This is a genomic window from Pseudomonas sp. H1_G08, from assembly GCF_054681355.1.
Map to the genome: position 1 here is coordinate 1,314,841 of NZ_CP162822.1, position 24,559 is coordinate 1,339,399.

Annotated in this window: 29 protein-coding genes; 19 read left to right on the plus strand and 10 right to left on the minus strand. The window is 60.4% G+C overall.

All coding sequences use genetic code 11. The features are described from left to right. Positions 1-34: 34 nt before the first annotated feature. Together AB4N85_RS05975 and AB4N85_RS05980 are read right to left on the minus strand one after the other, a co-directional pair. The gene (locus AB4N85_RS05975; RefSeq protein ID WP_460067353.1) at positions 35-994 is read right to left on the minus strand and encodes an EamA family transporter; all 960 of its coding nucleotides are present in this window, start codon (positions 992-994) and stop codon (positions 35-37) included. A 168-nt stretch (positions 995-1,162) separates the two neighbouring features. Further along, on the minus strand, positions 1,163-2,089 hold the full coding sequence (locus tag AB4N85_RS05980; protein WP_460067355.1) for a LysR family transcriptional regulator: 927 nt from the start codon (positions 2,087-2,089) through the stop codon (positions 1,163-1,165). 112 nt (positions 2,090-2,201) lie between these two features. On the opposite strand from AB4N85_RS05980, the gene AB4N85_RS05985 reads away from it, so the two are divergent. The 9 genes from AB4N85_RS05985 to AB4N85_RS06025 all read left to right on the plus strand — a co-directional run bounded on the left by AB4N85_RS05985 (position 2,202) and on the right by AB4N85_RS06025 (position 8,482). After that, positions 2,202-2,954, plus strand: a complete 753-nt coding sequence (locus tag AB4N85_RS05985; RefSeq protein ID WP_236169174.1) for a 3-oxoacyl-ACP reductase family protein — start codon at positions 2,202-2,204, stop codon at positions 2,952-2,954. Positions 2,955-2,961: 7 nt separating this feature from the next. Continuing rightward, entirely contained in the window at positions 2,962-3,558 is a 597-nt protein-coding gene (locus AB4N85_RS05990; protein ID WP_460068324.1) for an NADPH-dependent F420 reductase, read from the plus strand. A 49-nt stretch (positions 3,559-3,607) separates the two neighbouring features. Then, entirely contained in the window at positions 3,608-4,006 is a 399-nt protein-coding gene (locus AB4N85_RS05995) for a nuclear transport factor 2 family protein (protein WP_305382713.1), read from the plus strand. A gap of 107 nt (positions 4,007-4,113) precedes the next feature. Further along, a complete protein-coding gene (locus AB4N85_RS06000; protein ID WP_024012559.1) occupies positions 4,114-4,416 on the plus strand; it encodes an ArsR/SmtB family transcription factor in 303 nt (100 codons plus the stop codon). A 63-nt stretch (positions 4,417-4,479) separates the two neighbouring features. Beyond that, on the plus strand, positions 4,480-5,454 hold the full coding sequence (locus tag AB4N85_RS06005; protein WP_095179625.1) for a zinc-dependent alcohol dehydrogenase family protein: 975 nt from the start codon (positions 4,480-4,482) through the stop codon (positions 5,452-5,454). 28 nt (positions 5,455-5,482) lie between these two features. Beyond that, a complete protein-coding gene (locus AB4N85_RS06010) occupies positions 5,483-5,824 on the plus strand; it encodes an antibiotic biosynthesis monooxygenase family protein (RefSeq protein WP_095179626.1) in 342 nt (113 codons plus the stop codon). 164 nt (positions 5,825-5,988) lie between these two features. Continuing rightward, the gene (locus AB4N85_RS06015) at positions 5,989-6,690 is read left to right on the plus strand and encodes a DUF695 domain-containing protein (protein WP_460067360.1); all 702 of its coding nucleotides are present in this window, start codon (positions 5,989-5,991) and stop codon (positions 6,688-6,690) included. Positions 6,691-6,732: 42 nt separating this feature from the next. Then, positions 6,733-7,167 carry a bleomycin resistance protein gene (locus tag AB4N85_RS06020; protein WP_041480563.1) on the plus strand — a complete coding sequence of 145 codons (435 nt, stop codon included), beginning with the start codon at positions 6,733-6,735 and terminating at the stop codon, positions 7,165-7,167. 169 nt (positions 7,168-7,336) lie between these two features. Beyond that, the gene (locus tag AB4N85_RS06025; RefSeq protein WP_252869247.1) at positions 7,337-8,482 is read left to right on the plus strand and encodes a sensor histidine kinase; all 1,146 of its coding nucleotides are present in this window, start codon (positions 7,337-7,339) and stop codon (positions 8,480-8,482) included. Between the two features lie 39 nt (positions 8,483-8,521). Here the strand turns inward: AB4N85_RS06025 and AB4N85_RS06030 are convergent, their stop codons facing one another. Further along, positions 8,522-10,378: an ABC transporter ATP-binding protein gene (locus AB4N85_RS06030; RefSeq protein WP_236169182.1), complete on the minus strand. Its 1,857-nt coding sequence runs from the start codon at positions 10,376-10,378 to the stop codon at positions 8,522-8,524. A gap of 298 nt (positions 10,379-10,676) precedes the next feature. Between AB4N85_RS06030 and AB4N85_RS06035 the strand changes: the two genes are divergently transcribed. Genes AB4N85_RS06035 through AB4N85_RS06045 form a run of 3 tightly spaced genes read left to right on the plus strand, consistent with a single transcriptional unit; the run spans position 10,677 to position 12,564 of the window. Beyond that, complete coding sequence (locus AB4N85_RS06035) at positions 10,677-11,327, plus strand: hypothetical protein (RefSeq protein WP_252869248.1); 651 nt, start codon at positions 10,677-10,679, stop codon at positions 11,325-11,327. Continuing rightward, entirely contained in the window at positions 11,327-11,755 is a 429-nt protein-coding gene (locus AB4N85_RS06040) for a phage holin family protein (RefSeq protein ID WP_252869249.1), read from the plus strand. The genes AB4N85_RS06035 and AB4N85_RS06040 overlap by 1 nt, the downstream gene beginning before the upstream one ends. Next, positions 11,752-12,564, plus strand: a complete 813-nt coding sequence (locus AB4N85_RS06045; protein WP_252869250.1) for a DUF3618 domain-containing protein — start codon at positions 11,752-11,754, stop codon at positions 12,562-12,564. The genes AB4N85_RS06040 and AB4N85_RS06045 overlap by 4 nt, the downstream gene beginning before the upstream one ends. Before the next feature lie 369 nt (positions 12,565-12,933). Here the strand turns inward: AB4N85_RS06045 and AB4N85_RS06050 are convergent, their stop codons facing one another. Then, entirely contained in the window at positions 12,934-13,827 is an 894-nt protein-coding gene (locus AB4N85_RS06050) for a LysR family transcriptional regulator (protein WP_252869251.1), read from the minus strand. A gap of 131 nt (positions 13,828-13,958) precedes the next feature. Between AB4N85_RS06050 and AB4N85_RS06055 the strand changes: the two genes are divergently transcribed. Next, on the plus strand, positions 13,959-15,170 hold the full coding sequence (locus AB4N85_RS06055) for an MFS transporter (RefSeq protein WP_435406351.1): 1,212 nt from the start codon (positions 13,959-13,961) through the stop codon (positions 15,168-15,170). A gap of 1 nt (position 15,171) precedes the next feature. On the opposite strand, the gene AB4N85_RS06060 is transcribed toward AB4N85_RS06055, so the two are convergent. Beyond that, positions 15,172-15,330, minus strand: a complete 159-nt coding sequence (locus tag AB4N85_RS06060; protein ID WP_081932631.1) for a DUF2986 domain-containing protein — start codon at positions 15,328-15,330, stop codon at positions 15,172-15,174. A gap of 126 nt (positions 15,331-15,456) precedes the next feature. Between AB4N85_RS06060 and AB4N85_RS06065 the strand changes: the two genes are divergently transcribed. The 3 genes from AB4N85_RS06065 to AB4N85_RS06075 all read left to right on the plus strand — a co-directional run bounded on the left by AB4N85_RS06065 (position 15,457) and on the right by AB4N85_RS06075 (position 17,999). Beyond that, positions 15,457-15,948 carry an anti-virulence regulator CigR family protein gene (locus tag AB4N85_RS06065; protein WP_056784860.1) on the plus strand — a complete coding sequence of 164 codons (492 nt, stop codon included), beginning with the start codon at positions 15,457-15,459 and terminating at the stop codon, positions 15,946-15,948. A gap of 153 nt (positions 15,949-16,101) precedes the next feature. Then, the gene (locus tag AB4N85_RS06070) at positions 16,102-17,076 is read left to right on the plus strand and encodes a quinone oxidoreductase family protein (RefSeq protein ID WP_252869252.1); all 975 of its coding nucleotides are present in this window, start codon (positions 16,102-16,104) and stop codon (positions 17,074-17,076) included. After that, positions 17,073-17,999: a LysR family transcriptional regulator gene (locus AB4N85_RS06075; protein ID WP_252869253.1), complete on the plus strand. Its 927-nt coding sequence runs from the start codon at positions 17,073-17,075 to the stop codon at positions 17,997-17,999. The genes AB4N85_RS06070 and AB4N85_RS06075 overlap by 4 nt, the downstream gene beginning before the upstream one ends. 239 nt (positions 18,000-18,238) lie before the next feature. On the opposite strand, the gene AB4N85_RS06080 is transcribed toward AB4N85_RS06075, so the two are convergent. After that, a complete protein-coding gene (locus tag AB4N85_RS06080; RefSeq protein ID WP_016774305.1) occupies positions 18,239-18,715 on the minus strand; it encodes a hemerythrin domain-containing protein in 477 nt (158 codons plus the stop codon). 254 nt (positions 18,716-18,969) lie between these two features. Next, complete coding sequence (locus AB4N85_RS06085; protein WP_041480553.1) at positions 18,970-19,185, minus strand: PLD nuclease N-terminal domain-containing protein; 216 nt, start codon at positions 19,183-19,185, stop codon at positions 18,970-18,972. A gap of 171 nt (positions 19,186-19,356) precedes the next feature. Between AB4N85_RS06085 and AB4N85_RS06090 the strand changes: the two genes are divergently transcribed. Together AB4N85_RS06090 and AB4N85_RS06095 are read left to right on the plus strand one after the other, a co-directional pair. After that, positions 19,357-20,484, plus strand: a complete 1,128-nt coding sequence (locus tag AB4N85_RS06090) for a saccharopine dehydrogenase family protein (RefSeq protein ID WP_460067370.1) — start codon at positions 19,357-19,359, stop codon at positions 20,482-20,484. Position 20,485: 1 nt separating this feature from the next. Further along, positions 20,486-20,983: a DUF2269 family protein gene (locus AB4N85_RS06095; protein ID WP_460067373.1), complete on the plus strand. Its 498-nt coding sequence runs from the start codon at positions 20,486-20,488 to the stop codon at positions 20,981-20,983. Here AB4N85_RS06095 and AB4N85_RS06100 read toward each other — a convergent pair. Beyond that, positions 20,966-21,418, minus strand: coding sequence for a thiol-disulfide oxidoreductase DCC family protein (locus tag AB4N85_RS06100; protein WP_460068326.1), 453 nt, complete (start codon positions 21,416-21,418; stop codon positions 20,966-20,968). The genes AB4N85_RS06095 and AB4N85_RS06100 overlap by 18 nt on opposite strands. A gap of 51 nt (positions 21,419-21,469) precedes the next feature. Next, positions 21,470-22,390 (minus strand): AraC family transcriptional regulator, encoded by a 921-nt coding sequence (locus tag AB4N85_RS06105; RefSeq protein WP_460067376.1) that lies wholly within the window; start codon positions 22,388-22,390, stop codon positions 21,470-21,472. Positions 22,391-22,478: 88 nt separating this feature from the next. Between AB4N85_RS06105 and AB4N85_RS06110 the strand changes: the two genes are divergently transcribed. Further along, positions 22,479-23,447, plus strand: a complete 969-nt coding sequence (locus tag AB4N85_RS06110) for an oxidoreductase (protein WP_323621024.1) — start codon at positions 22,479-22,481, stop codon at positions 23,445-23,447. 182 nt (positions 23,448-23,629) lie between these two features. On the opposite strand, the gene AB4N85_RS06115 is transcribed toward AB4N85_RS06110, so the two are convergent. Next, positions 23,630-24,505 (minus strand): LysR family transcriptional regulator, encoded by an 876-nt coding sequence (locus AB4N85_RS06115; RefSeq protein WP_323621023.1) that lies wholly within the window; start codon positions 24,503-24,505, stop codon positions 23,630-23,632. Positions 24,506-24,559 lie beyond the last annotated feature (54 nt).

A 24,559-nucleotide genomic window follows, 5' to 3' on the forward strand; every position in this document is an offset into this window, starting at 1 on the left:
ACTCGCCAACCAAGAGTCCCGCCACCACACCCCCTCAAACCTCAGCCTTCACCCCAACCTTCACCGGCGCTTTGCGATACGTCAGCAAAACAATCCCGCTCACCACAATCACGCCACCGATGATCTGTCCTCTGCTGAGCATCTGATCCAGCACAATCCAGCCCATCAACAACGTCGCCAATGGCTCAATGTTCATCACCGGGGCGTTGCGTGACATGTCCAGTCGGGGCACGGAAATGAACAACACAATGAAGCCGGTCCCATAGAGCACGACGAGCGTGGCAAGGGCCAGCCAGCCGGTTGAGGTGGCGGGGAGGTTGAGTCCGCCGGGGAGGGCGCCGGTCAGGCCGGCCAGGTTGACGCTGCTGAACACGATGAAGATGGTCAGCAGGCTGCGCACCGAGCCGCGCACTTGCGACAGTTTGTGGTCGGTGATCCACAGCGCGCAGGCGAAGACGCTGGCAGCACAGAAGGCGAGTGCGACGCCCAGTAGCCATTCCGGGCCGACGCTGGCGCTGTCTGATAGACGTCCGGGGACGTCCAGCACGAACACCAATCCCACGAGAATCAAGCCCATCAACATCGCGGTGCGCGCGCTTGGTCGTGGGCCGCCCAGCGCCCAGGTCAGCAAGGCGAGCAGGATCGGAAATACGTTGGCCACCAGCAGCGCCAGGGCGACCGGCACCCGTGCTACGGCGGAATACAGACACAGACTCTGCGCAGTGATCAGCAGGCCCAACAACAGTTGCCAACGCCACGCGCCCGTCGGCAGGCGCAGGCTTTGCCGCTGCCACAGGACGAGAATGGCCAGCACCAGCAAGGTCCCGCCCGAGCGCATCAGAATCGCCAGCAACACGCCCGCGCCATCATCAAAAGCGACCCGTGCCGCGACGTGGTTGCCGGCGAACGCACAGCCCATGCACAACAGAATGATCACGGCGAGATAACGAGGGAAGGGCGGGGGGACGGTTGGCGCAAACTCAGGACGGGACATGGCAGATCTCAAAAATGATAGCCACTCGGGGTGGCTCAGTTTTTTATTATGTTGTCGTACAACTGCCCGATTTGTACCGTAATCGAGCAGACGCGGCAAGCTCGAAAGGCCTGAAAATCCGCTTAGGCGTGATGCTGGTTGAGTTTCAGAGGTCGTATAACTTGCTTGCTAGGCACGAGCATCAAGTCGAGTTGCCCACCCATCCTCACGAGCCTGACCGACCAGAAAATCCACAAAAGCCCGGGTTTTTGCTGGCAATAGTTTTTGGCTGGAAAAGTACAAATAAATCTGCCCCGCATTGACATACCAATCGGGCAAAACCCTTTCCAGCGTACCGTCCTGCAGATAAGGCAAAACATCCGGAACTGCCAACAGCGCAACCCCCAACCCCAGTCGCGCGCACTGACACAGCGCTTGCGGATCGTTGACCAACAGGCGCGGCGCCAACTCCAGCGGTGCCCGTTGCCCGTCGGGGCCTTGCAGCATCCAGCTGCGCACCTTGCCGGTCTGTACCGAGCGCATGGCCAGATGATCCAGCGTCGCCAGCTCTTCGATGTGCCGGATGCGCTTGTGTGCCGAGAGGTATTCCTTCGATGCCACCAGAATCAGATGCGCCGGGGCGATGGCTCTGGCGACCACACCTTGCGCGAGTTCGATGCCGCCGCCGATAGCCGCATCAAATCCATCCGCGATGAGATCGACCTGGCGATTGTCGACGTGCCATTCAGGGGTCACGGCGGGGTATTGCTTGAGAAACTCGGGCATCAGCGGCAACAGAAAATCCCTGGCGAAACCGGGTGCTGCGCTCAGACGCAAAAGCCCTGAAGGCTCTCCGGCATTGCCGGCCACGTCGGCAATCGCCGCTTGAACACTTTCCAATCCCGAACCGACGTTGGCCAGAAAGCGTTCTCCCGCTTCGGTCAGCGTGAGTTTGCGCGTGCTGCGCTGAAACAAGCGTACGCCGAGGTTTGCCTCCAGCTGCGCGACATTGCGACTGACCGCCGCGGGTGTCAGGCCCAGGCGGCGCCCCGCCGCAGAGAAGCTTCCTGCCTCGGCGCTGCGCACGAATGAGAGCAAATTACCCAACGTTTCCATCCGCGCACCTTCAACTAATGATTGAAAGTGATTCTAGTTGTCTTCCACTACTGGTGGAAGATCAAAAAGCGTCTCATAGCCTCATCAACTTCAACCACCCAGAGGCTCGACCATGAACACATCCACGCTTCCACTGACCGGCAAAATCGCCATCGTTACCGGTGGCTCACGCAGCATCGGCGCAGCCATCGCCAAACGGCTCGCGGCAGATGGCGCAACCGTCGCTATCACCTACAACGCATCGCCAGATCGCGCCGCAGCGGTCGTGCAGGAAATCGTTGCGGCGGGCGGCCAGGCTGTGGCGCTGGCGGCCGATGCGGGCAACCCCGAGGCTGTACGTGCTGCGATTGCCGAGGTTGCACAGCGTTTTGGCAAGATCGACATTCTGGTCAACAACGCTGGTATCAGCCTGCTCGGTGCCCCCGAGGACATCGTCTTTGAGGACTTTCAACGCATCCTTGCGGTGAACGTGACCGGCGTCTTCGTCGCCACTCAGCAAGCGCTCAAACACATGGGGCAGGGCGGCCGCATCATTCACATCGGCAGCTCGATGGTGCAATACGCTGCGTTCGCTACCGCCTCCGTCTACACCCTGAGCAAAGGTGCGCTGACCGGTTTCAGTCGTGGACTGGTGCGCGATCTGGGGCCGCGCGGCATCACTGTGAACACCGTCCATCCCGGCCCGACCGACAGCGACATGAACCCGGCCGACGGGCCTATTGCGGACTTCCTACGCCCGAACATCGCCATGGGGCGGTACGGAGAGGGCAAGGATGTCGCCAGTGCGGTGGCGTACCTGGCCAGTGCAGAGGCAGGGTTTGTCACCGGCGCAGAATTAATCGTCGACGGCGGCTTCACAGCGTAAGGAGAGCATCATGATTATCAGCATCATTGGTACTGGCTCCATCGGCACCGCCATCGCTCGGTTGCTCGTCAACGCAGGCCTGCCGGTCAGCCTGGCCAACAGCCGCGGGCCGCAGAGCCTTGCCGGTTTGGTCGACGAATTGGGTCCACTCGCACAAGCGGTGACGGCTCAGCAAGCAAGCCAGGCGGACATCGTTTTTCTGGCGGTGAACTGGTCGAAAATCCCTGACGCGGTGCGCGATCTCGGGCCTTGGGATGGGCGCATCGTGATCGATGCCAACAACCCCATTGAAGCGCCGCTGTTCAAGCCTTTCGATCTGGGCGGCCAGCCGTCTTCGCAAGTGGTGGCGCAGATGCTGCCCGGTGCGCACGTGGTCAAGGCCTTCAACCACCTGCTCGCGGCTCTGCTGAGCGATCCCACCGCCGAGGGCGGCAAGCGTGTGCTGTTTTATTCCGGTGAAGATGCCGCGAGCAAAACCCAAGTTGCAGAGCTGATTGATCAATTGGGTTTTTACGGCATCGATCTCGGCGGTGTGCAGCAGGGAATGCTTGCGCAGTTTCCGGGCGGACCGCTGCCAGCCTTGAACCTGGTCAAACATGGTTAATCGCTGAGCCCGGGCAACCGGGCTTCACACACAAATCGAGGAATCAAAAATGGCTGGCTCAGATTCGCGAAATACTGATGAAGTTGAAAACTACGACGCCTTGCTACGGGCCAATCTGCAGCGGGTGTTCAACCAACGCGATGCACAAAGGCGCTTGGCGGCGGTGCAGGAGCTTTTTGCAGAAGCACCGACGATGTATGAACCGGCTGGCATCGTCACCGGGCAAGCGGCGATTTCGGCAGTGGCCGGTGCGTTGCTGGATCAGTTCGGGCCGGACTTCGCTTTTGTTGCGGAGGGAACTGCAGTTGGGCATCACGGCTTGGGTTATCTGCGCTGGCACGCCGGCCCGGGCGATGGGCCGGTCATCGTCAGCGGCGTCGATGTGGCAGAAATCAGCGAAGGGAAAATCGTGCGGTTGTGGGTGTTGCTGGATGCGCCCCAAGGCTGAGCTGTCCGGCAGGGCGGCAGATCGGGTTCCATTGCCGCCTGTCGCCGACTGTCAATCAGATCGATATCCCGCATTGACATATCGAAGAATCTCGATATCCTCGGCGAATGGAACTGATCGAAATCTTCAAAGCCCTCTCGAACCCGACGCGCCTCAAGATCCTTGAAGGCCTGAAGGATCCCGTGAAGAACTTCCCCCCGCAGGATGAGGGTGACGTTCTTGTTGAGGGTGTCTGCGTCAGCAGTATCCAGGAAGGTATCGGCCTGTCGCAGTCGACGGTGTCGAGTTATCTGGCCACGTTGCAGCGGGTGGGGCTGGTGGAAGTGCGGCGCATCGGTCAATGGACCTACTACAAACGCAATGAGGCAGCAATCAGCGCGCTTGCAGAGATCATAGGGAAAGAGCTGTAAATTTTTTTACTACAGGATATCGAGAATTCTCGATATCCCTCTTTATCGATACGAGGTTTTGCCATGAAAGCGATGATTCTGAAATCCTTCGGCGGTCCTGATTCGTTCGAACTCAGCGACGTGTCCAAACCGGTTCCGCAAGCGGGCCAAGTGCTGGTCCGAGTGCACGCCACTTCCATCAATCCGCTGGATTACCAGGTTCGGCGCGGTGACTATCCCGACCTGGTGCCGCTGCCAGCCATTACCGGTCACGACGTGTCGGGCGTGGTTGAATCCATCGGGCCGGGCGTCAGCGCTTTCGCGCCGGGCGACGAGGTCTGGTACACCCCGCAGATATTCGACGGGCAGGGCAGTTATGCCGAGTACCACGTCGCAGCCGAAAGCATCATCGCCAGGAAGCCTGCTTCTCTGAGCCACCTCGAGGCGGCCAGTCTGAGTCTGGTCGGCGGTACGGTTTGGGAAGCGCTGACCGTGCGCGCCGTGCTCCGCGTTGGCGAAAGCATTCTGATCCACGGCGGCGCCGGCGGGGTCGGCCATGTGGCGATTCAGGTGGCCAAAGCCATGGGCGCCAGGGTCTTTACGACCGTGCGCGAGGCCAACGCCGAGTTCGTCCGCAGCCTGGGTGCCGACGTGGTGATCGATTACACCCAAGAGGACTACGTCGAAGCGATCATGCGCGAAACCGCCGGGCATGGCGTTGATGTGGTGTTCGACACCATCGGCGGCGATACCCTGTCCCGCAGCGCCGACGTGCTCGCTCAGCTTGGCCGCGTGGTCTCGATCGTCGACATCGCGCAGCCACAAAACCTCGTCCAGGCCTGGGGCAAGAACGCCAGTTACCACTTCGTCTTCACCCGGCAGAATCGCGGCAAGCTCGATGAATTGAGCGCGTTGGTCGAGCGCGGCCAGTTGCGGCCACATGTGGGCGCCGTCTATTCGCTCGCCGACATCCCGCTCGCCCACGCTCGACTGGAGAGCGCCAACAACGGTCTGCTGGGAAAAATCGCCATCGCCGTCGAGCCTACGCTCATCGTCTGAATCCGCTCATTGATTTTGGAGAAGCATCATGGTTTATGAAATCGCAGTCCTGCCCGTTCACCCGCAACAGACTGAAGCCTTTCGACGGGCATTTGCCGAAGTCGAACCGTTGCTGACCCGCGCCAAGGGATACGGCGGCCACTTGCTGGCGCAAGGTATTGAAACCCCCGAGCAATTCAATTTGATCGTGCGCTGGCAGTCACTTGAGGACCACTCACCGGGGTTTGAGCAGAGTGAAGACCACCAGCGGTTCATGCTGGGGTTGGAGGATTATTTTTCGGCGGAACCGATGGTGTACCACATTGAGGGTGGTGCTTTTCCGGGTGGCGACTTTGGCGTATCGGACAGCGGAGCCAGCGTAGGCATCTGAGGGAGCGTGTGGCTGTTCGTCACAAGCGGCTGTGGCTGGTCGAGCACTGTTTGTGATGAATTGCCACTTTAATTCCGCTTTGGCCTGTTCGTGGGGCAGGGGTGGCAGGCAAAATGCGCCGTTTTCCATATGTCTCGTACTGCAACTCATCCAAGGAAGGCCACTTGAAAGTCACTCCCCACGCTTCCCTGCGCCCTGAAATCTGGCCAGCCGTTGTTTTATTGGTGCTGGCAAGCCTGATCACTACCGGCTGCACGCGCTCCCATACTCCAAAACCGGTGGAGCGCGATCCTTGTCTGGATGCCGGTCCAGCGCATACAACGGCCTACGCCAAATGCATGAGCGAGCGGGAAGAGCGCCAAGCTGAAGCGCTCAGAATACTGCTCAGTGATGATCCTGCTGACAATCCGCAACGGCAAGTGGCCGTGCCAGGCGACAGCGATTTCCAACCGTCTGATTTTCCTGACGACCCAATGCCAGCGAGTTTTCGCATGCCTTCCGACCTGAATCTCAAGGATACCCGGGCATTTCCTTACAAGGCTCGCATCAGCTGGAAATACGTGTCGGATCGCTTCCTGCCGAGTTCAAAGGAATCCGCGCGGATGATGCAGGTAGACCGCCTGATTAAGGCGGCCGTAACGGCGGATGGGTTCGCAAAGTGGGGGTGCACGGTCACCGGCGGAAAGCGTCAGGTGTGGGTTTTCTACACCCTGGACGACGCGGCCTTTGTCAGCCGTGTGCAGGCAGCTCTGGCGCAGACCGGGCCTTATCCGATCGAGTTCAGCAGCCGTAAACAGACGGATGTGAGTGCTGAGGTGCAGAATGCCGAGCAACCTCGACTCACGCCCAAACGATGCCTGGAGTGAAACAACCCTCGCTGCATAAGCTTCTGAAACGGATTTATCGCCATGCTTGAACGAAACAAACTGGTTCCTGAACTGATGGTCACCGAGCTGTCGAAGAGCTTGGCGTTCTGGGTGAACTGTCTGGGCTTCAAAGTCGCCTATCAACGCCTTGAAGACGGTTTCGCCTACCTCGATCTGAACGGCGCGCAAGTGATGCTGGAGCAATTCGATCCGCAGGCCGGCCAGTGGCTCACCGCGCCTCTGAGCAAGCCTTTTGGGCGCGGCATCAACCTGCAAATAGATGTAGTCGCGGTCGCACCTGTCCTCGAACGACTCGAACAAGCTGGTTTTCCACTCTTTCGAAACTGCCAGGACACCTGGTATCGCGCAGAAAGTGTTGAAACAGGGCAGCGGGAATTCATTGTGCAGGATCCGGACGGTTATCTCGTCAGGCTGGTTGAGCGATTAGGTGAGCGGCCGGTCTGGGCCGCGGAGTAGGTGAGGTCCGCGACACTTCAGCCCTGGATTTTCCTTCCGCGTTAGCCCAGCGCTTTGATGGTAGGCTGCATAACGTCAGCCGTACCTTCTGTACTCCTGAGTTTGCTTTTTTAGCTGTCTGCGCCGGTTCGCCTCATAGCGTTGATGGATTGCCTTTAGGACCACAGCCATGCGCCTGCCAGATTTCATTCTCGAAAACCTAGAGCCGATCCTGCAGGCCTGGGAAGATTTCGCCCGCACCATCGAGACACCAGGTGCGGAACTCGATAACGTCGCACTGCGCGATCACGCCGAGCAGATGTTGCGCGCCATCGTTATCGATCTGCGTAGCAAGCAGACCATCAGCGAGCAAATCGCCAAGGCCCAGGGTCATGCGCCGCGCGACGATGAAGAAACGGCTGCGGAAACCCACGCGGTGACGCGGCTGATGGCCGGTTTCACCATCGATCAGATGGTTTCCGAATACCGCGCGCTGCGCACCAGTGTGCTGAGCCAGTGGCTGCGTCAGGTCAAGGATGGCAAATCGGTGAATGTCGACGACATGACGCGCTTCCACGAAGCCATCGATCAGGCGCTCGCCGAGTCGATTGCCAGCTACTCGCGCGCCGTCGAGGCGTCGCGCAACGTGTTTCTGGGGATTCTCGGCCATGACTTGCGCACGCCACTGGGGGCGATTCTGCTTGGTGCGGATATGTTGCGTCGTACCGAAGCCACCGACCCGCGCACCAGCAAAGTGGCCAGGCAGATCTACGCCAGCGTGCAGCGCGCCAGCCAGATCGTTGGCGACCTGCTGGATCTGACGCGCTGCCAGATGGGGCCGGGTATTCCGGTGAAAAAATCCCTGATCGATCTCAGCCCTGTGTGCGAACGGGTGATCGAGGAAATCCGCGCCTTTCATCCGCAGGCCAACGTGCGGTTCGATGCAAAGGAAGCGGTGATGGGAGCGTTCGATGGCGCGAGGATGGAACAGGTCTTTTCCAACATCATCAGCAATGCGGTGACCCACGGCGACAATAAGTTTCCGGTCTCGGTCGAGTTGCAGGTCCGCGAGGATTGCGCGGTGTTCACCGTACATAACGGCGGTGAACCGATCCCGGAGGATGTATTGCCGTTCATCTTCAACCCGATGGGGCGGTTCTCGCAGCGCTCCGTGGTTGATCACGGGCCGGTTGCCGGGCTCGGTCTGGGCCTGTTCATCGCCTCGGAAATCGTCGCCTCGCATGCCGGCTCGATCGAGGTCAGCTCTGACCTGGAAGGCGGAACCGTGTTTCGCGTAAAGCTTCCGGTTAATGCAGAAAGCCCCGTCACCATCTAGGCCAATCGATGGAGGGCCGGCCCCGGCCCTCCAGCCTGATCACTCCTCCATCACCTCAACCAAACCGCGATCCTCACCGAGGAACCCGCCGCTCTGGTGTTGCCACAGCCGCGCATAGGTGCCGTTCTTCTCGAGCAATTGCGCGTGGGTGCCTTGCTCGATGATGCGGCCTTCGTCCATGACGATCAGCCGGTCCATCGCCGCAATGGTCGACAAGCGGTGGGCGATGGCGATCACGGTTTTGCCCTGCATCATTTCATCGAGGCTTTCCTGGATCGCCACTTCGACTTCCGAGTCCAGTGCGCTGGTGGCTTCGTCGAGCAACAGGATCGGTGCGTTCTTCAGCATCACCCGGGCGATGGCGATGCGTTGGCGCTGGCCGCCGGAGAGCTTGATACCGCGTTCGCCGACCAGCGTGTCGTAGCCGCTGTGGCCCTGTTTGTCGCTCAACTGGCTGATGAAACCATCGGCTTGGGCGTTCACCGCAGCGCGGTGGATGTCTTCGTCGGTGGCGTCCGGGCGTCCGTAGGCGATGTTGTCGCGGATCGAGCGGTGCAGCAGTGACGTGTCCTGGGTGACCATGCCGATCACGCTGCGCAGACTGTCCTGAGTCACCTCGGCGATGTTCTGCCCATCGATGCGGATCTCGCCGCGATCAACGTCGTAGAAGCGCAGCAGTAGGTTGATCAGCGTCGATTTACCTGCACCGGAGCGGCCGACCAGGCCGATTTTTTCGCCGGGGCGAATGTGCAGGGTCAAGCCGTCGAGCACCTGGCGTTCGCCGTTGTAGTTGAAGCTGACATTGTCGAAAACCACTTCGCCGCCGGCCGGCTCCAGCACTTTGGCATCCGGCGCGTCCTGGACTTTCGGGCCGCTGGTCAGGGTGGCCATGCCGTCCTGCACGGTGCCGATGTTTTCGAACAGCGACGTCATCTGCCACATGATCCAGTGCGACATGCCGTTGATGCGCAACGCCATGGCGGTGATCGCCGCAACAGCGCCGGTGCCGACTTCGCCCTGATGCCACAGCCACAGCGCGTAACCGCCGGCACCGATAATCAACGCGACCACCAGCGCCTGATTGACGATCTCGAACTGGCTGACCAGACGCATCTGGCGGAACCCGGTGAGCTTGAAATCTTCCATCGCCGCACGGGCAAAATGCGCTTCACGCTTGGAGTGAGAGAACAGTTTGACCGTGGTGATGTTGGTGTAGGCGTCGGCAATCCGCCCGGTCATCGACGAGCGCGCATCGGCCTGTTCCTGGCCGACCTTGCCCAGACGCGGGACGAAATACACCATCGCCAGCCCGAACAAAACGATCCACGCCAGGAACGGCAGCATCAACTTCAATGCAAAGCCACCAGCCAGCGCAATGATCGCGATGAAGTACACGCCAATGCCGGGGAGAATTTCGATCAAGGTGAACAACACCTCGCGCACCGACAACGCAGTCTGCATGACCTTGGTCGTGACCCGGCCGGAGAACTCGTCGGAGAAGAACGACAGACTTTGCCGCAGCATCAACCGGTGAAAGTCCCAGCGCAGGCGCAGCGGCAGATTGATCGCGAGGATCTGGTGCTGGACCATCGTGCGCAGCGCCACCAGCCCGATGCTGACCACCAGCACAATGCCGATGCCCCACAACACGCGGCTTTCCTCATCACCAGCAGCGCCGCCGGATTGCCAGGTCGAGAGCAGATCCACCACTTGCCCGAGGAACGAAAACAGCCATGCCTCGTAGATCGACACGCTGGCGCTGAGCAGGGCGAAGGCCAGAATGTAACCGCGCGCGCCCCGGGTGCAGGCCCACAAGAAACGCATCAGGCCGACTGGCGGTGGCGGCGCCTCGTCGGGCGGGAAGGGGTCGAGCCTTTCTTCAAACAGGCGAAGCATTGCGGTCTCCGAAGTGATCAGGGTGTGGGGATTCTGCCATCTATCGGCGGCGTTGAGGGTTTCACTGCCATCATCTGGATGCACCCCCGTGCCTTGTCTTGACCGCAGACCGGCGCAGAAGCTCAACACAATCCTGCCAAGCGCAACCTTTCGTCACTGATCCAGACCTGATGCTGCACGCTCATCAACCTGTTTGAACTCTCGCGCAAGCTGCTCCGTCATCTCCTATGTGGGGGCTCGAGGCAATGTTGCCGTGTAGCTCCGTTTTTGCGTTTTCAGTGAGAAGGCGAGGGGCGACATGAATACTTCAGACAGCAGGTCAGGGTATGAATCAGGTGATCCCAACGGCAAGCCTGAGCAAAGTTTTGATCATTTGAAGGACAACGTCAGCGAAGCACTGGGCGGTGCGCGGCAGCAGGCCGATGCGCAATTCGGCCAGTATCGCGACACGGCGGCCGAGCAGATCGAAGCCTTGGCGCAAGGGGCGAAAAGCTTTGTCTCGGAGCTGCAGGACAAGGACACGCTGGGCATGTCCGACTACCTGACCGACATGGCGGACTCCATGACCGGGCTGGCAGGCAATCTGCGTGGCAAGAGTGCCGAACAGTTGCTGCACGATGCAGCGGATCTGGCGCGCAGCAATCCGGGATTGTTCATCGCCGGCAGCATTGCCATCGGTTTCGGCCTGTCGCGGTTTCTCAAAGCAGGCACCTCTGCAGCAGCGACGGTCAGTGCCGAACACGATCCAGCGGCGGGCTCCACCTCGACGCCACCGCCAGCCGATTACGGCGCGAAGCGGCCCTATGAATCGTCAGTGCCGCCATCGGCCCACGCCAATCCGGGACTGGCCACCGGCATCACCCCGACCTCGCCCAGTGACAGCGATCACCCCTCTGATTTTGCCGCGGCTTCCGTACCGCACGCACCCGACGCCAAAGGAGAACTGTGATGAACAGAGATGAATCTGATCTGAGCGGGGCAAGGCCCCTCGGCCAAACGGATGACGCCTCCGTGGTCGGCCTGTTGCGACAACTGTCGCGCGAAGTCCCGGCCTTGTTCACCAAGGAACTGGCACTGGCAAAAGCCGAACTGCACGACAGCCTCAGCACGCTGAAGGCGGGCATCGCTGCGGTGGCCGGCGGCGCGATCGTGTTCCTCGCCGGCTTCATCATTCTGTTGATGTCGGCGGTGTACGGCCTGAGCATGTTCATGGCGCCATGGCTGGCCGCGCTGATCGTCGGCGTGGTGGTGATGATCATCGGCTTCGCCATGCTGCAATCCGGGAAAAAGCAATTCGAGCCATCTCACTTCAAACCTGATCGCACCCTCGACGCCTTGAACAAGGATCAGGAAGCGCTGCGGAGGAAAGTCTCATGAAAAGCGAACTGGATATCGAAGCGGAAAAAAGCCCGGAGCAGATCGAGCGCGAAATCGATGCGCAGCGCGCGAGCATCGGCAACATCGTCGATCAACTGGAGAGCAAGTTCACCCCCGGGCAGATGATCGATCAGGCCTGGGGGATGATGCAGAGCAACGGCTCGACGTTCTTCACCAATCTCGGCACCAGCGTGCGCAATAATCCGGTGCCAGCGGTGCTGACTTCCGTGGGGCTGCTCTGGTTGATGATCAGCCAGAATCGCCCACCCGTGCCGCAGCCGACCTATCGCAGCGGGCCGGATCAGGACAAGGCCGGCGAGTGGGCCGACGGTCTGGCCGACGGCATCGACAGTGCGCGCGCGCATTTGCACTCGACTACTGACTCGCTGAAGGACGGCTACCAGTCGCTGAAAGGCAAGGCCAGCCACCTTGGTGAAAACGTCGGTGCGGCGAAGGAAAACCTGAGCCATGCGATGCATGACGCCGGTGACCGGTTGTCGCGCAATTCGCAGGTGCTTGGCCAGCAGTTCAGTCACCTGCTCAAGGAGCAACCGCTGATGGTGGCTGCCGCTGGGGTCGCTTTGGGTGCCTTGCTCGGCGCGGCGTTGCCGACCACCTCCACTGAACAGCGCTACATGGGCCGCACCAGCGCTGGCATGGTCGACAAAGCCAAGCAAAAAGCTCAGGAAGGGTATGAAACCGTGCGTGACACCGTGACCCGAACCACTGAACAAACCGAAGTCGAAACCAAACCGGAACCGGCGCGGCCGTCTTCTTCGGATCTGTCGCAGGGTCTGGGTACATCCTGACGGGGAGAAACGAGGGAGGTCTGCAATGGGCCTCCCTTCGTCGTTGTACGACGGTCATTCGGTGCGCCGCTGTGGTGAGCCAGCCTGTAAAAACGTAGCCTTGACCCGGATCATTGTGGGAGCGAGCCTGCTCGCGAAAGCGGTGTGTCATTCAATGTGGATGTATCTGATCTGGCGCCTTCGCGAGCAGGCTCGCTCCCACAGGGATTTTGGTTGCGCTGAAGATTTTGGCCTTGCCCCGGACCATTGTGGAAGCGAGCCTGCTCGCGAAAGCACTGGGTCAGGCGATGATGAGGTTGAATGTGCCGACGCCTTCGCGGGCAAGCCCGCTCCCACAGGGATTTGGCTTGGATTGAAGAGTTGCGTTTGTCAGCGGTTGTATTTCAGTGCTTCGACAAACGCTGCAAACGCTGCCGAGCCTTGGCGCCGGTTCGGGTAGTACAGGTGATAGCCCTGAAACGTCGGGCACCACTCTTCCAGCACTTCTACCAGTCGCCCGTCGGCCAGATACGGCGCGACCAATTGCTCGGGCACGTACGCCACGCCGATGCCATCCACGGCGGCATTGAGCACGTGCATGATGCTGTTGAACACCAACTGCCCGTCGACCTTCACGCTGAAATCCTGACCCTTGTGCGCAAACTCCCAGGCGTAAATCGCGCCGGCCGGTTGATGGCGGATGTTGATGCAGGTGTGTTCCGTCAACTGATGGGGCGTGGCGGGGGCCGGGTGGCGGGCGAAGTAATCGGGCGAGGCCACCACGGCCAGGCGCCAGTCCGGGCCGATGCGTACGGCGATCATGTCTTTGCTGATTGATTCACCGAGACGAATACCAGCGTCGAAGCGCTCCTTGACAACATTGGTGAAACCATAATCGACGTAAAACTCCAAGGTGATGTCCGGATAGTCCTGCAAAAACTTTGCAAGCATCGGCCGAATGCACAACTCAATCTGATCGTCCGTGCAGGAAATCCGGATCGTACCGCTGGGCTTGTCACGCAATTCGCCAAGGGCTTCGAGCTCGGCGCTGATCTGCTCGAACAGCGGCGCAATCGAACGCATCAAGCGTTCGCCAGCCTCGGTCGGCGAGACATTGCGCGTCGTGCGAGCCAGCAAGCGGATACCCAGACGCTGCTCCAGCGCGCGGACCGTATGACTCAACGCAGAAGGCGTGACGCCGAGGCGAGCAGCGGCTTTGGTGAAGCTTTGATCCTGCGCCACCGCCAGAAAGGCCTGCAGGTCATTGACTTTGGCGTTGCTCATTGCTGAATTTTTCTCAAAAGCACATGAAGATTACCGCTACTAATCAAGTTAAGCCCGATCCGTCAAGCTTTGCAGCCTGAGTAGCGGGGCAGAAGTGCCTCGACCATTTGTTCTTCCAAACAGGTTTTTGCATGACGGCCCAAGCAATCGACAACCCGACAAACCAGCCCATGGGCGTGTCCACTGCCGGCGAGCAACCGGCGTACTGGAGCGGCGTGTTCGCCATGACCCTGTGTGTCTTCGCGCTGATCGCCTCCGAGTTCATGCCGGTCAGTCTGCTCACGCCCATGGCCACGGACTTGCACATCAGCGAAGGCCTGGCCGGCTACGGCATCGCCATCTCCGGCGCGTTCGCGGTGCTGACCAGCCTGACGATCACCAGGCTTGCCGGTTCGATGGATCGCAAGCGCCTGTTGCTGCTGTTGACGGCGCTGATGTGTGCGTCCGGGCTGGTGGTGGGCCTGGCGCCAAACTACACGGTTTACATGATCGGTCGCGCATTGATCGGCGTGGTGATTGGCGGCTTCTGGTCGATGTCGGCAGCGTTGGCCATGCGTCTGGTGCCCTCCGCCAGCGTGCCCAAGGCATTGGCAATTTTTAACGGCGGCAATGCTTTGGCTACGGTGGTCGCGGCGCCGCTGGGCAGTTATCTCGGCAGTGTGATTGGCTGGCGCGGGGCGTTTTTCTGCCTGATACCGGTGGCGTTGATTGCGCTGCTCTGGCAATGGATCAGCTTGCCCGCGCTCCCCGCCGCGCCACGCAAAGCCAGCGCAGCCAACGGCTTTGCGTTGTTCAAAAGCCGCCGGGTGGCATTCGGCATGCTCGGCGCAGGTCTGTTCTTCATGGGCCAGTTTGTGCTGTTCACTTACCTGCGACCGTTTCTGGAAACCGTGACCCGGGTCGATGTTTCGGTGCTGTCGATGATTTTACTGGTCATTGGTGTGGCCGGCTTTATCGGCACCGTGGTCATCGGTTCCGTGTTGAAGAAGGGGCTGTATCGCGTGGTGATCGCCATCCCGCTGTTGATGGCGATGATCGCAGTGGCGCTCATTGGGATGGGCAGTTCAGTGGTCGCGACGTTCGTGTTGCTGGGCGTGTGGGGATTGATCGCGACCGCCGCGCCGGTGGGCTGGTGGTCGTGGCTGGCGCGCACGCTGCCTGACGATGCCGAAGCCGGCGGTGGGCTGATGGTGGCGGTGGTGCAGTTGTCGATCGCTTCGGGGTCGACCGTCGGTGGTCTGCTGTTCGACGGCAGTGGCTATCGGCTGACCTTCTTCGCCAGCGCGGCATTGCTGGTGCTGGCGGCGCTGATGACGTGGCTGACGTCGCGGCAGAAAGCCTGACTCAGCTCTCGGTATTTTCCACTGAAGCCTGCGCGGCTTCGGCTTCCAGCTTCAGGCGATCAGCCTTGCAGATGTATTTGGGCTTTTTCGGCGCCAGTTTGGCGTTGGCCTTTTTGGCTTTTTCCTTGAACAACTGCTGCAGCTTCTTTTGACGATTCATGTTTTTTCGATCGCGGGTGGAGAGGGTGGGAATCCTGACGCAAGGCCGAGTGGTCAGCAAGGAGAAATCCACTAAGCTGAGCACATTCCCCCCAACTCAAGCCCCCCCAAACCGAAGGAATCGCACATGAGAAAAGCTCGCAGATTGATTGTCGCGCTGTCTTGCCTCGCGCTTGTAGTCGGCAGCACGACGGCACTGGCCGACCCCGGCAATGGCAAGGGCCAGGGCGGCCAGGGCAACGGCAAGGGCAAACCGCAGAACATGCAGGATCATGGTAAACAGGGTGGGGGCGGTCAGGGCAATGGCAATAAAGGCCAGCAACACTCTGGCAATGGCGGCGGTGCTCCGAGCATTGATCGCGGCAATATTCTCGGCATCGTCGACGGCTATCGCGGCGAATACTGGAATCCGGGGCCAGCGCTGCCGCCTGGCGTTCAGAAGAATCTGGCGCGGGGCAAACCGCTGCCACCAGGCATCGCCAAGAAGCTGGACGGGCGTCTGCTCGGCCATTTGCCTCATTACGACGGCTACGAATGGCAACAGGTTGGCACCGACCTGATCCTCGTCGCGCTGGCTACCGGGCTGATCTACGAGGTGCTCAACGGCGCGTTCGATTGATTCTGCAAAGAGGAGTGGCAGCACCTGCCGCTCCTTTTTTATTCATGCATAGCTGCATCAGATGCAGCAATGAACTGCATTCAGGTTGGGTTGTTCGTTGACTACTGAGCTTTCAGACTGAGCTCAACGCTTAACAAATCAATGGAGATGACCATGGCCAACGCAATTCGCTTCACCGCAACCGGCGCACCGGACGTCCTGCAACTGCACACTGTCAGCGAACAGACCCCCGGGGCTGGCGAGGTCTGGCTGGAGCAAGCGGCGGTGGGCGTTAATTACCTCGATGTCAGCCAGCGCAAAGGTGCAGTGCCGGTGGCGTTGCCTTCGGGGTTGGGTCTGGAAGGCGCGGGTCGGGTGGCAGCGGTCGGTGCCGGTGTGAGCAATGTCCGCGTCGGCGATCGAGTTGCTTATGCCACTGGCCCCTTGGGTGGTTACGCCTCGGCGCGGCTGTTTCCGGCGGAGCGTCTGGTGAAGATCCCCAATGAGTTGTCGTTCGAAGATGCGGCGGCGGTGTTGTTCAAAGGCATCACCGCGCAGTATCTGCTGAAGGCGACTTATCCGGTCGGGCCGGGCACGACAATGCTGGTTTACGGCGTCGCGGGAGGTCTGGGGGAAATCATGGTGCCATGGGCCAAACACCTTGGCGCAACGGTGATCGGTGTGGTGTCGAAGCAGGCCAGTGTCGACAAGGCTCGCGCGTCCGGTTGTGACGAAGTGTTGGTGTTCGATGCCGAAACCCTCGCCGCCGATGTGTTGCGTATCACCGAGGGGCGCAAGGTCGACGTGGTGTATGACCCGATTGGTCGGGTGTCTTTTCAGGCCTCGCTGGACAGCTTGCGCCCACGCGGATTGATGGTCTCGTTCGGCGCGCAGACCGGCGCGCCGGCGGCGGTGGAAATGGCCACGCTGAACGCCAAGGGCTCGCTGTTCCTGACCCGTCCGTCGCTGGCCGCGCACACCACCACGACAGCCGAATATCAGGAGCGCGCGCAAGACGTGCTGGCTGCGGTGTCCGCCGGTATCATCACGCCGCAAATTCGCGCGCGGTATTCATTGGCCGACGCGGCACAAGCGCATGCCGATCTTGAATCGGGGCGATCATCAGGGGCGATCATTCTAAAACCATGAATCTGGATGTTCTGAGCAACCCGCACAGCGATGAAATCGCTGCTTTCCTGGCCGTCGCCGCGCAAGGCTCGTTTGTCGCGGCGGGGCGTTTGTTGCAGCGTCATCCGACCATCGTTTCCAAGCGCCTCGCGGCGATGGAGAAGCGACTGGGCGTGCGGTTGGTGGAACGCTCGACGCGACACGTGCGTATCACCGAGGCCGGCCTGCAACTTGAACAACGCTTGCGCGCGGCCGTCGAGTTGATGAACGAAGCGCAGCAACAAGCGGTGCAGGGCGCCAGCGAAGTGCGCGGCACGTTGCGTCTGGCTTTGCCGGCGGCGATGGGGCGCTTGTGGCTGGGACCGCTGCTGCCGGAGTTTCTCAAGGCTCATCCGCATGTTTCGGTAATCGCCGATTACAGCGAAGGCCTGGTCGACATCATCGAGCAGGGTTTCGACGCGGCTATCCGCATCGGCGAGCTTGAGGACAATCGGCTGATTGCAAAAAAGCTCAGTGACCATCGGCGGATTCTTTGCGCATCACCGACGTACATCGAGGCCCATGGCATGCCGCAGACACCACAGGATCTGCTGCAGCACAATTGCCTGCGCTTCAGTGGGCTGGCGTCGTTCCCGCTGTGGCGCCTGCATCGCGGCAACGAGGTGCAGACCATCACGCCCCACGGCAACCTGACTGCCAGCGACAGCGAATCCCTGCTCGCCGCCGCCCGCGCCGACGCCGGCATACTCGGTGCCGGCGACTGGCTGATGAGCCGCGATCTGGCGGCAGGTCGGTTGATTCACGTGCTGCCCGACTGGCATCTGGATTCGGCGGGCGGCGTTTATCTGGTCAGACCGTCATCGCGGTTTCCAGCGGCGGCGGTGGTGGCGTTCAAGGAGTGGATTGAATCCACATTCGATCCGGCGCCACCTTGGGCGGTTTGATCACAACCTGCATCAAGACCGACACTGACCCTGTGGGAGCGAGCCTGCTCGCGAAAGCGGAGTGTCAGTCATAGATGATGTGGCTGACCTGACGCCTTCGCGAGCAGGCTCGCTCCCACAGGTTTCGTGGCTTGTTCAGGAATTGCCGGACATACGTATATCCAATGTGGAAGCGAGGGCCAGTTTGGGCGCGCAAAAAAAGCCCGGCATTGCCGCCGGGCTTCGGTGTCTTCAACACTTCAAGCGGCGATTTTGTTGGCCGCCATTTCCTTTTTGTGGCTCGCCTTCATGGCTTCCATTTGCGCGCCCAGTTCCTCGAGCTTGGCCTTGCCCAGAAGCTTCTGCGCTTTCGGGAACATTTCCTCTTCTTCCTCCTCGATGTGGTGCTCCAGCAGTTCCTTGACCACTTTGACCCGACCGGCAAATTCCGGGCTGCCTGGATCGGTTTCTTTCAGATCAGGCAGTACCAGCGAATCCACGGTGCGGTGCTCTTCCTTGGCTTCGTAATACATGATGTCTTCTTCCTTGCTGCCGGCTTCCTTGAACGCAGGGTAGAGAATCTCTTCTTCGAGGCGGGTGTGGATGGTGATTTCCATTTCCAGTTTGCCCAGTAACTCGACGCGTTTTTTCAGCGCACGGTCGGTGGACTCACTCAGTTGGCTGAGGATGGCTTTGACTTTTTCATGGTCGGCTTTGAGAAGGTCGATGGCATTCATTTTTTGAGGCCTCTGCTTTTCACGGATTGAACACAGCGTTCTTTTTCGCGCTGCTGTGTATTCAGGAAGAGGCTATCGCAGGACTCATGCCAACTCGCCGATCAAGCGCAACCCTTCTAAATCAAGGGCTGGCATCGAAGCAGGCACAATGCTTTCGTGCAGCCTGCAAGAAATCCGCGCGGCGGGCATTGCATATAACAAGCCCGGCAAAAGCCGGGCTGTGGTGATACTTCAGACGGGCCTGCACCCGTGGGTCACCGGTTAGCCTGGGAAGGCGAAATGCGACCGACATGCTTGGGTCCCGCCAACGCCCAGGCGATCAGGCCGAACAGCGGCACGAACACGATCAGTACGATCCACACGCCTTTACTACTGGATTTCCCTTCGCTTTTACGCACCCGATTGATGGCCCAAAGCTCGATCAGCACAAGAATGACCGCCAATACGATCCACACGGTTTCGATTTGCATAGGCTTAGCTCCTGATGGTCTGTGCGTTAGGCGACGATAGGGGCGTTGGGTTCATTCTTTTTGCCTGGGACAAGCGGACGCGGTGATACCCGGTTGCAAAATAAATGTCTGGTCGCCGCTGCGCCCTATATCCTCTGCGCCACACGTTTAGGCTGGAACAGGGAAAGGGCAATGGCATTCAGGGTGATGGTCGTCGGTGGTTACGGCAATTTCGGCAGTATCGTTTGTCGGCATCTGGCGCTCATGCCAGAGATTGAACTGCTGTTGTCGGGCCGCGATGCGCGCAAGTTGCAGGGCAAGGTCGCTGAGTTGCAAGCGCAATCAGGCCGTCCGTGCGAAGGCTGGTGCGGCGATGCAATGGGCGCAGGTTTTCAAGCGGCGTTGCGAGAGTTGAATGTTCAGTTGGTGGTGCACACCGGCGGGCCGTTTCAGGGGCAATCCTACGCAGTTGCTGAAAGCTGCATCGGCGCCGGTGTGAATTATTGCGATCTGGCTGACTGCCGCATCTTCGTCAACGGCATTGATGTGCTCGACGCCCGCGCCAGGGAGGCTGGTGTGGCCGTGCTCAGCGGTTGCAGTTCGGTGCCGACCTTGTCTTCGGCAATCATCGATCAGCAGCGCCAGCGCTTTGCGCGAATCGATTCGATCGAGCATGGCATTTCCTCCTCGGCGAAGATGCCGGGGCTGTCCACGGTCGAGGGCGTGCTCGCCTATGCCGGTAAGCCGATCAAGCAATTGAAGCACGGCCAGGTACACGAAGTGCCGGGCTGGCTCGATCTGACCGTGCGCACGATGCCACAACTGGGCACCCGGGTGCTGGCCAATGTCGATGTACCTGACATGGATATATTTGCCCGCCGCTATGGTGCGCACACACTGCGCTTCAAGGCTGGCGCTGGCCTGAAGCTCGGCGGTGTCGCCAATGCCTTGCTGGCGCAAGCCTTGCGCTTCGGTCTGGTGCGCGATCATGTGCGCTGGGCGGCGCGCCTGCATCGCCTGGGTACGTGGTTCGAACGTTTCGGTGATGGCAAGAGCGCGATGTACATCGATGTTCAGGGCATCGGGGTTGACGACCAGCCGCTGAGCATGACCGCGCAACTCACCGCGCTGAATGACAAAGGCCCGGAAATCCCCAGCTGCGCCGCCGTCGCCCTGGCAATCAAAATGGCGCGGGGTTATGCACCGCAACCTGGCGCGCGGCCGTGTGTTGGCGAAATCAGCGTCGATGAATATCTGGCGGCCATCAACGATCCGGCCAACTTGAGCCTGTCGGTTCAATTCTCCGATGGGCAGCGTTGAGATGCTCTATCTCTGCCTGAAGTACCTGCATGTAATCGCGGCGATTTTCCTCTTCGGTTTCGGCATGGGTTCCTACCTCTACCTGATCGCCGCCAGCCGCAGCGGCAACCCGCAAGTGATCGCCCATGTCGCACGAATGGTGGTGTGCTTTGATACGTGGATCACCACGCCGGCCGGGTTTGTGCAGGTCATTACCGGCTATCTGCTGATGCGGCTTTCCGGGCTTTCGATGAGCACTGAATGGCTGCTGACTTCGCTGATCATTTTCTTCTGCGTAGGCGCACTGTGGCTGCCTGTACTTGTATTGCAAAAGCGTCTGCAGAAGATGGCGCTGAGCGCGGGCGAGAGTGGCCTGCCTCTGGATGATCGCTTTGCTAGCACTTACCGCTGGTGGTTCTGGATGGGCATTGCCGGGTTCGCCGGGATGTTTGTCATCGTGCTGATGATGGTGACGAAGATGACGCCGGTGCAACTGGTCGGGTTAACCGTGGGCTTTTAGAAAGCGGCTTTCATGATCCGCTGTTGGCAGCAGACAAGTGTCGTACCTGCCGAACAGCCGATAGCGGTTCAGCGCGATTCGATCGTAAGCCCAGTCACGCAGGCGGCGCGGGAAAATCCGCAGCAGTTTCAGCGGCTGCCAGCGCCCTGGCAGTTGCCCGACCACTTCGAGAAACGCATCCGAGCGTTCCCAGAACTGCCGGTCGCGGATCACCGCCATGGTGTCGAACTCATCCAGGGGCAAACCGGCCCACGCCAGCAAGGCCTGGCCTTCGGGCGATTGCACGGTCGCCAGACGCACATGGCGCTGATGGTCATGGCGAATCAGAAAGCGCGCCCAGCCTTTGCACAGTTTGCACACGCCGTCGAACAGCACCACGGTTTCGCCTGGCTTGAGCAATGGCGCGGGGGTGGGGCGGGTTTTCATGGCAGGTATCGGCGGATGTCCTTGGCGGCGGTTGTCGCGATCATAACCTCGATCATTGGCCTACAGGAGTGGATCGCGGCGGTATTGGCCCGGCGATATGCCGTGCACGCGGCGGAAGGCAGCGCCAAACGCCGCGTCGGACAGGTAGCCCAGTGACGCGGCGACAGTGGCCACATTGTCCCGACCATTGCGCAAGCGGAACGCGGCTACGCGCATCCGCCAGCGCGTGGCGTATTCGACCGGTGCCAGACCCATGCGTGTCTTGAACAGCGCGGCGAAACCGGAGCGCGACATGCAGGCAATCTCGGCCATTTGCGTCAGTCGCCAAGGCTTCTGCGGAGCAGCGTGAACGGCGCGCAAGACGCCGGCAATCGCCGGTTCCCGTAGCCCGCCCAGCCAAGACAATTGTTCGGCATCCGCGCTGTTGATGTGATGGCGCAGCGCATGGATGAAGATCAGCCGCAGCAGATCGTTGCACATCGCCTGCGAGCCGGCCTGGTGTGATGGCCACTCGCGCTCCAGTTCATCCAGCAGCCAACCAAACGACGAGGCACCTGTGGCCTCGGCGCGAATGATCAGCGAGGTCGGCAGCACGTCGAGCAGTTCGGTTGCGCCGGGTCCCGATAGCGACACGCTGCCGCCCAGCAGCTCGACTTCCTCGCCGACGCCAAACGTCGCCGAGGCGCCGTCATGGGCAAAAACATCCGCGGCATTCACCGCCTCGACGTCGGCGCCGCTGGCCAGAATGAACGGCGTGCGCGACACCACAAAACAGTCGCCGGCCCGCAGCAACTGCGCCGGCAAGCCCTGCATGCGCAACCAGCATTCGCCTCGTCGCACCACGTTGAATTTCAGTTCGATGGGGTGAAATCGCAGCGCCCAGACGCCTCCCGCTTGCAAGCGAACCGAGCAGGCTGCTTGCAACTCGGAGAGTGCCAATACGGCAGAAAGCGGATCGCCAGCAGGATTTTGGATGATCACGACAGAAACCTGGATTTATCAGACTGGTTCGTCCCGAGAGCTTAGCCAAGAATGAAGACCTTCGATAGCTCACTCAGGATTAACGCTCATGGCTACGCTCCAACAACCTGTGCAATCACCGTTCAACGCCGCGAGCACAGCGGCTGAAGTCATGGCCGGCATCGATCTGCGCGGGCAGCTCGCGGTGGTCACCGGCGGCTATTCCGGCCTGGGTCTGCTGACGGTGAAAAGCCTCGCGGCGGCAGGAGCGCAGGTCATTGTGCCGGCCAGAGATACGGAGCGGGCAGAGGTGGCATTGGCGGGTGTTGAAGGTGTCCGCGTGATGCCCATGGACCTGATGCAGGCTGAATCGGTGGCGGCGTTCAGCCAAAGCGTGGTCAGCGCGGGTCAGCCAGTGTCATTGCTGATCAACTGCGCCGGAGTCATGGCCGCGCCGTTGCTGCGCGATGCCGATGGCCATGAAAGCCAGTTCGCGACCAATCACTTGGGCCACTATCGCCTGACCTGCGGCCTTTGGCCGGCGCTGGTCAAAGCTGGACAGGCGCGGGTGCTGTCAGTGTCATCGCGCGGGCACCAGATTGCCGGGATCGACTTTGACGACATTGATTTCCTGCAACGGCCGTATGACAAATGGGTCGCGTATGGTCAGTCGAAAACGGCCAATGCCTTGTTCGCCATGGCGCTCGATCGTCGCGGGCGCAGTCATGGCGTTCGTGCGTTCTCATTGCATCCGGGGCAGATTCTGACGGATCTGGCACGGCACCTCAGCACAGCGGAACTTGCCGCATTCGATGCGCTGGATGAGCAGGGCCGGCCACGGCTGGATGCCCACAACGGTCTGAAAACGCTGGAGCAGGGCGCCGCGACGGGATTGTGGTGTGCGACCAGTGCATTGCTTGCGGATTTGGGTGGCGTGTATTGCGAAGACTGCAATGTTGCGCCGATCAATCAACCTGAAGCGGGCCGCAAGGGCGTTGCGCAATGGGCGGCGGATGCTGAGCTGGCTGAGCGACTTTGGGCGGTTTCGGAGCAATGGACGGGGCTCACGGTGGCATAAATCGAGTCAAAGGACAAAAGCCCCTCACCCTAACCCTCTCCCGAAGGGAGAGGGGACTGACCGAGGTGTTTGGTAGAAATTCGCCGACCTGAAATACCGGGTCGAACTCAGTTCTTGAACAGCACCCAAATCGGCTCCCTCTCCCTCGGGAGAGGGCTGGGGTGAGGGGCTGCTCGATAGAGTTACTCTCCCAGCTTCGCCCAGAATTCCTCCGCCGAAGGGCTGATCGGCGCGGTCGGGCGAGTCAGGTGTATTTCCAGCGGAATATCCCAACTTTCATCCAGCGCCCTGACCAGGCGCCCGTCGGCCATTTCCTGTTCGGTCAGGCTTTTCGGCAGCCAGGCGACGCCTTTGCTTTCCAGCGCCATCGACATCAGCACTGCCGCCAGATGGCTGCTGAACAGCGGTTTCAAATGCAGATAATCGGCCTTGCCATGCAACCTGTGGGCGACGATTCGGCCCAGGCCGGATTCGTGGGTGTAGGCCAGATAGGGCAGGGTTTCAGGCGATGTGTCGAACTGGGCTGAAGCACTCGCTAGCGGCACGAGCACGTCTTCGCCGACCTTCTTGCCAATGAACTGATCAGGCGCCAGCAACGGCGGAACGTCGGGGTGGCGATGGCACAACAGAAATTGCACCTGACCATGAATCAGCATCTGTTCGCACACGGCCATGCTGTCGGAATGCAGGCGAACCGCGTCGATCGGCGCGCCACTTTCGGCGCTGCGCAACCAGCGTGGGAAGAAGGTGAATGACAGCGAGTGAGTGGCAGCAAACTGCAAGGTTTTCGCGGCCATGCCGGCCACTTCCTGGGCCTCGGAGCGCATGCGGTAAAGGCGTCTGGCCGCTTCCTGAGCGCTGGGCAAAATCTGCCTGCCGGCCTCGGTCAGCGTCGCGCCCTGCGGAGTGCGCACGAATAATTCCACGCCCATCCAGTTCTCCAGTGAACGCACCCGACGGCTGAATGCCGGCTGCGTCACATGGCGCGCTTCAGCGGCCCGGACAAAGCTGCCGTATTCGGCCAGCGCTGAAAAATCCTCAAGCCAAACCAGTTCCAAGGGCAATGCCTCCTGTGCATAGGGCGCGGCATTAATAGCATTGGGCGGGTGTCG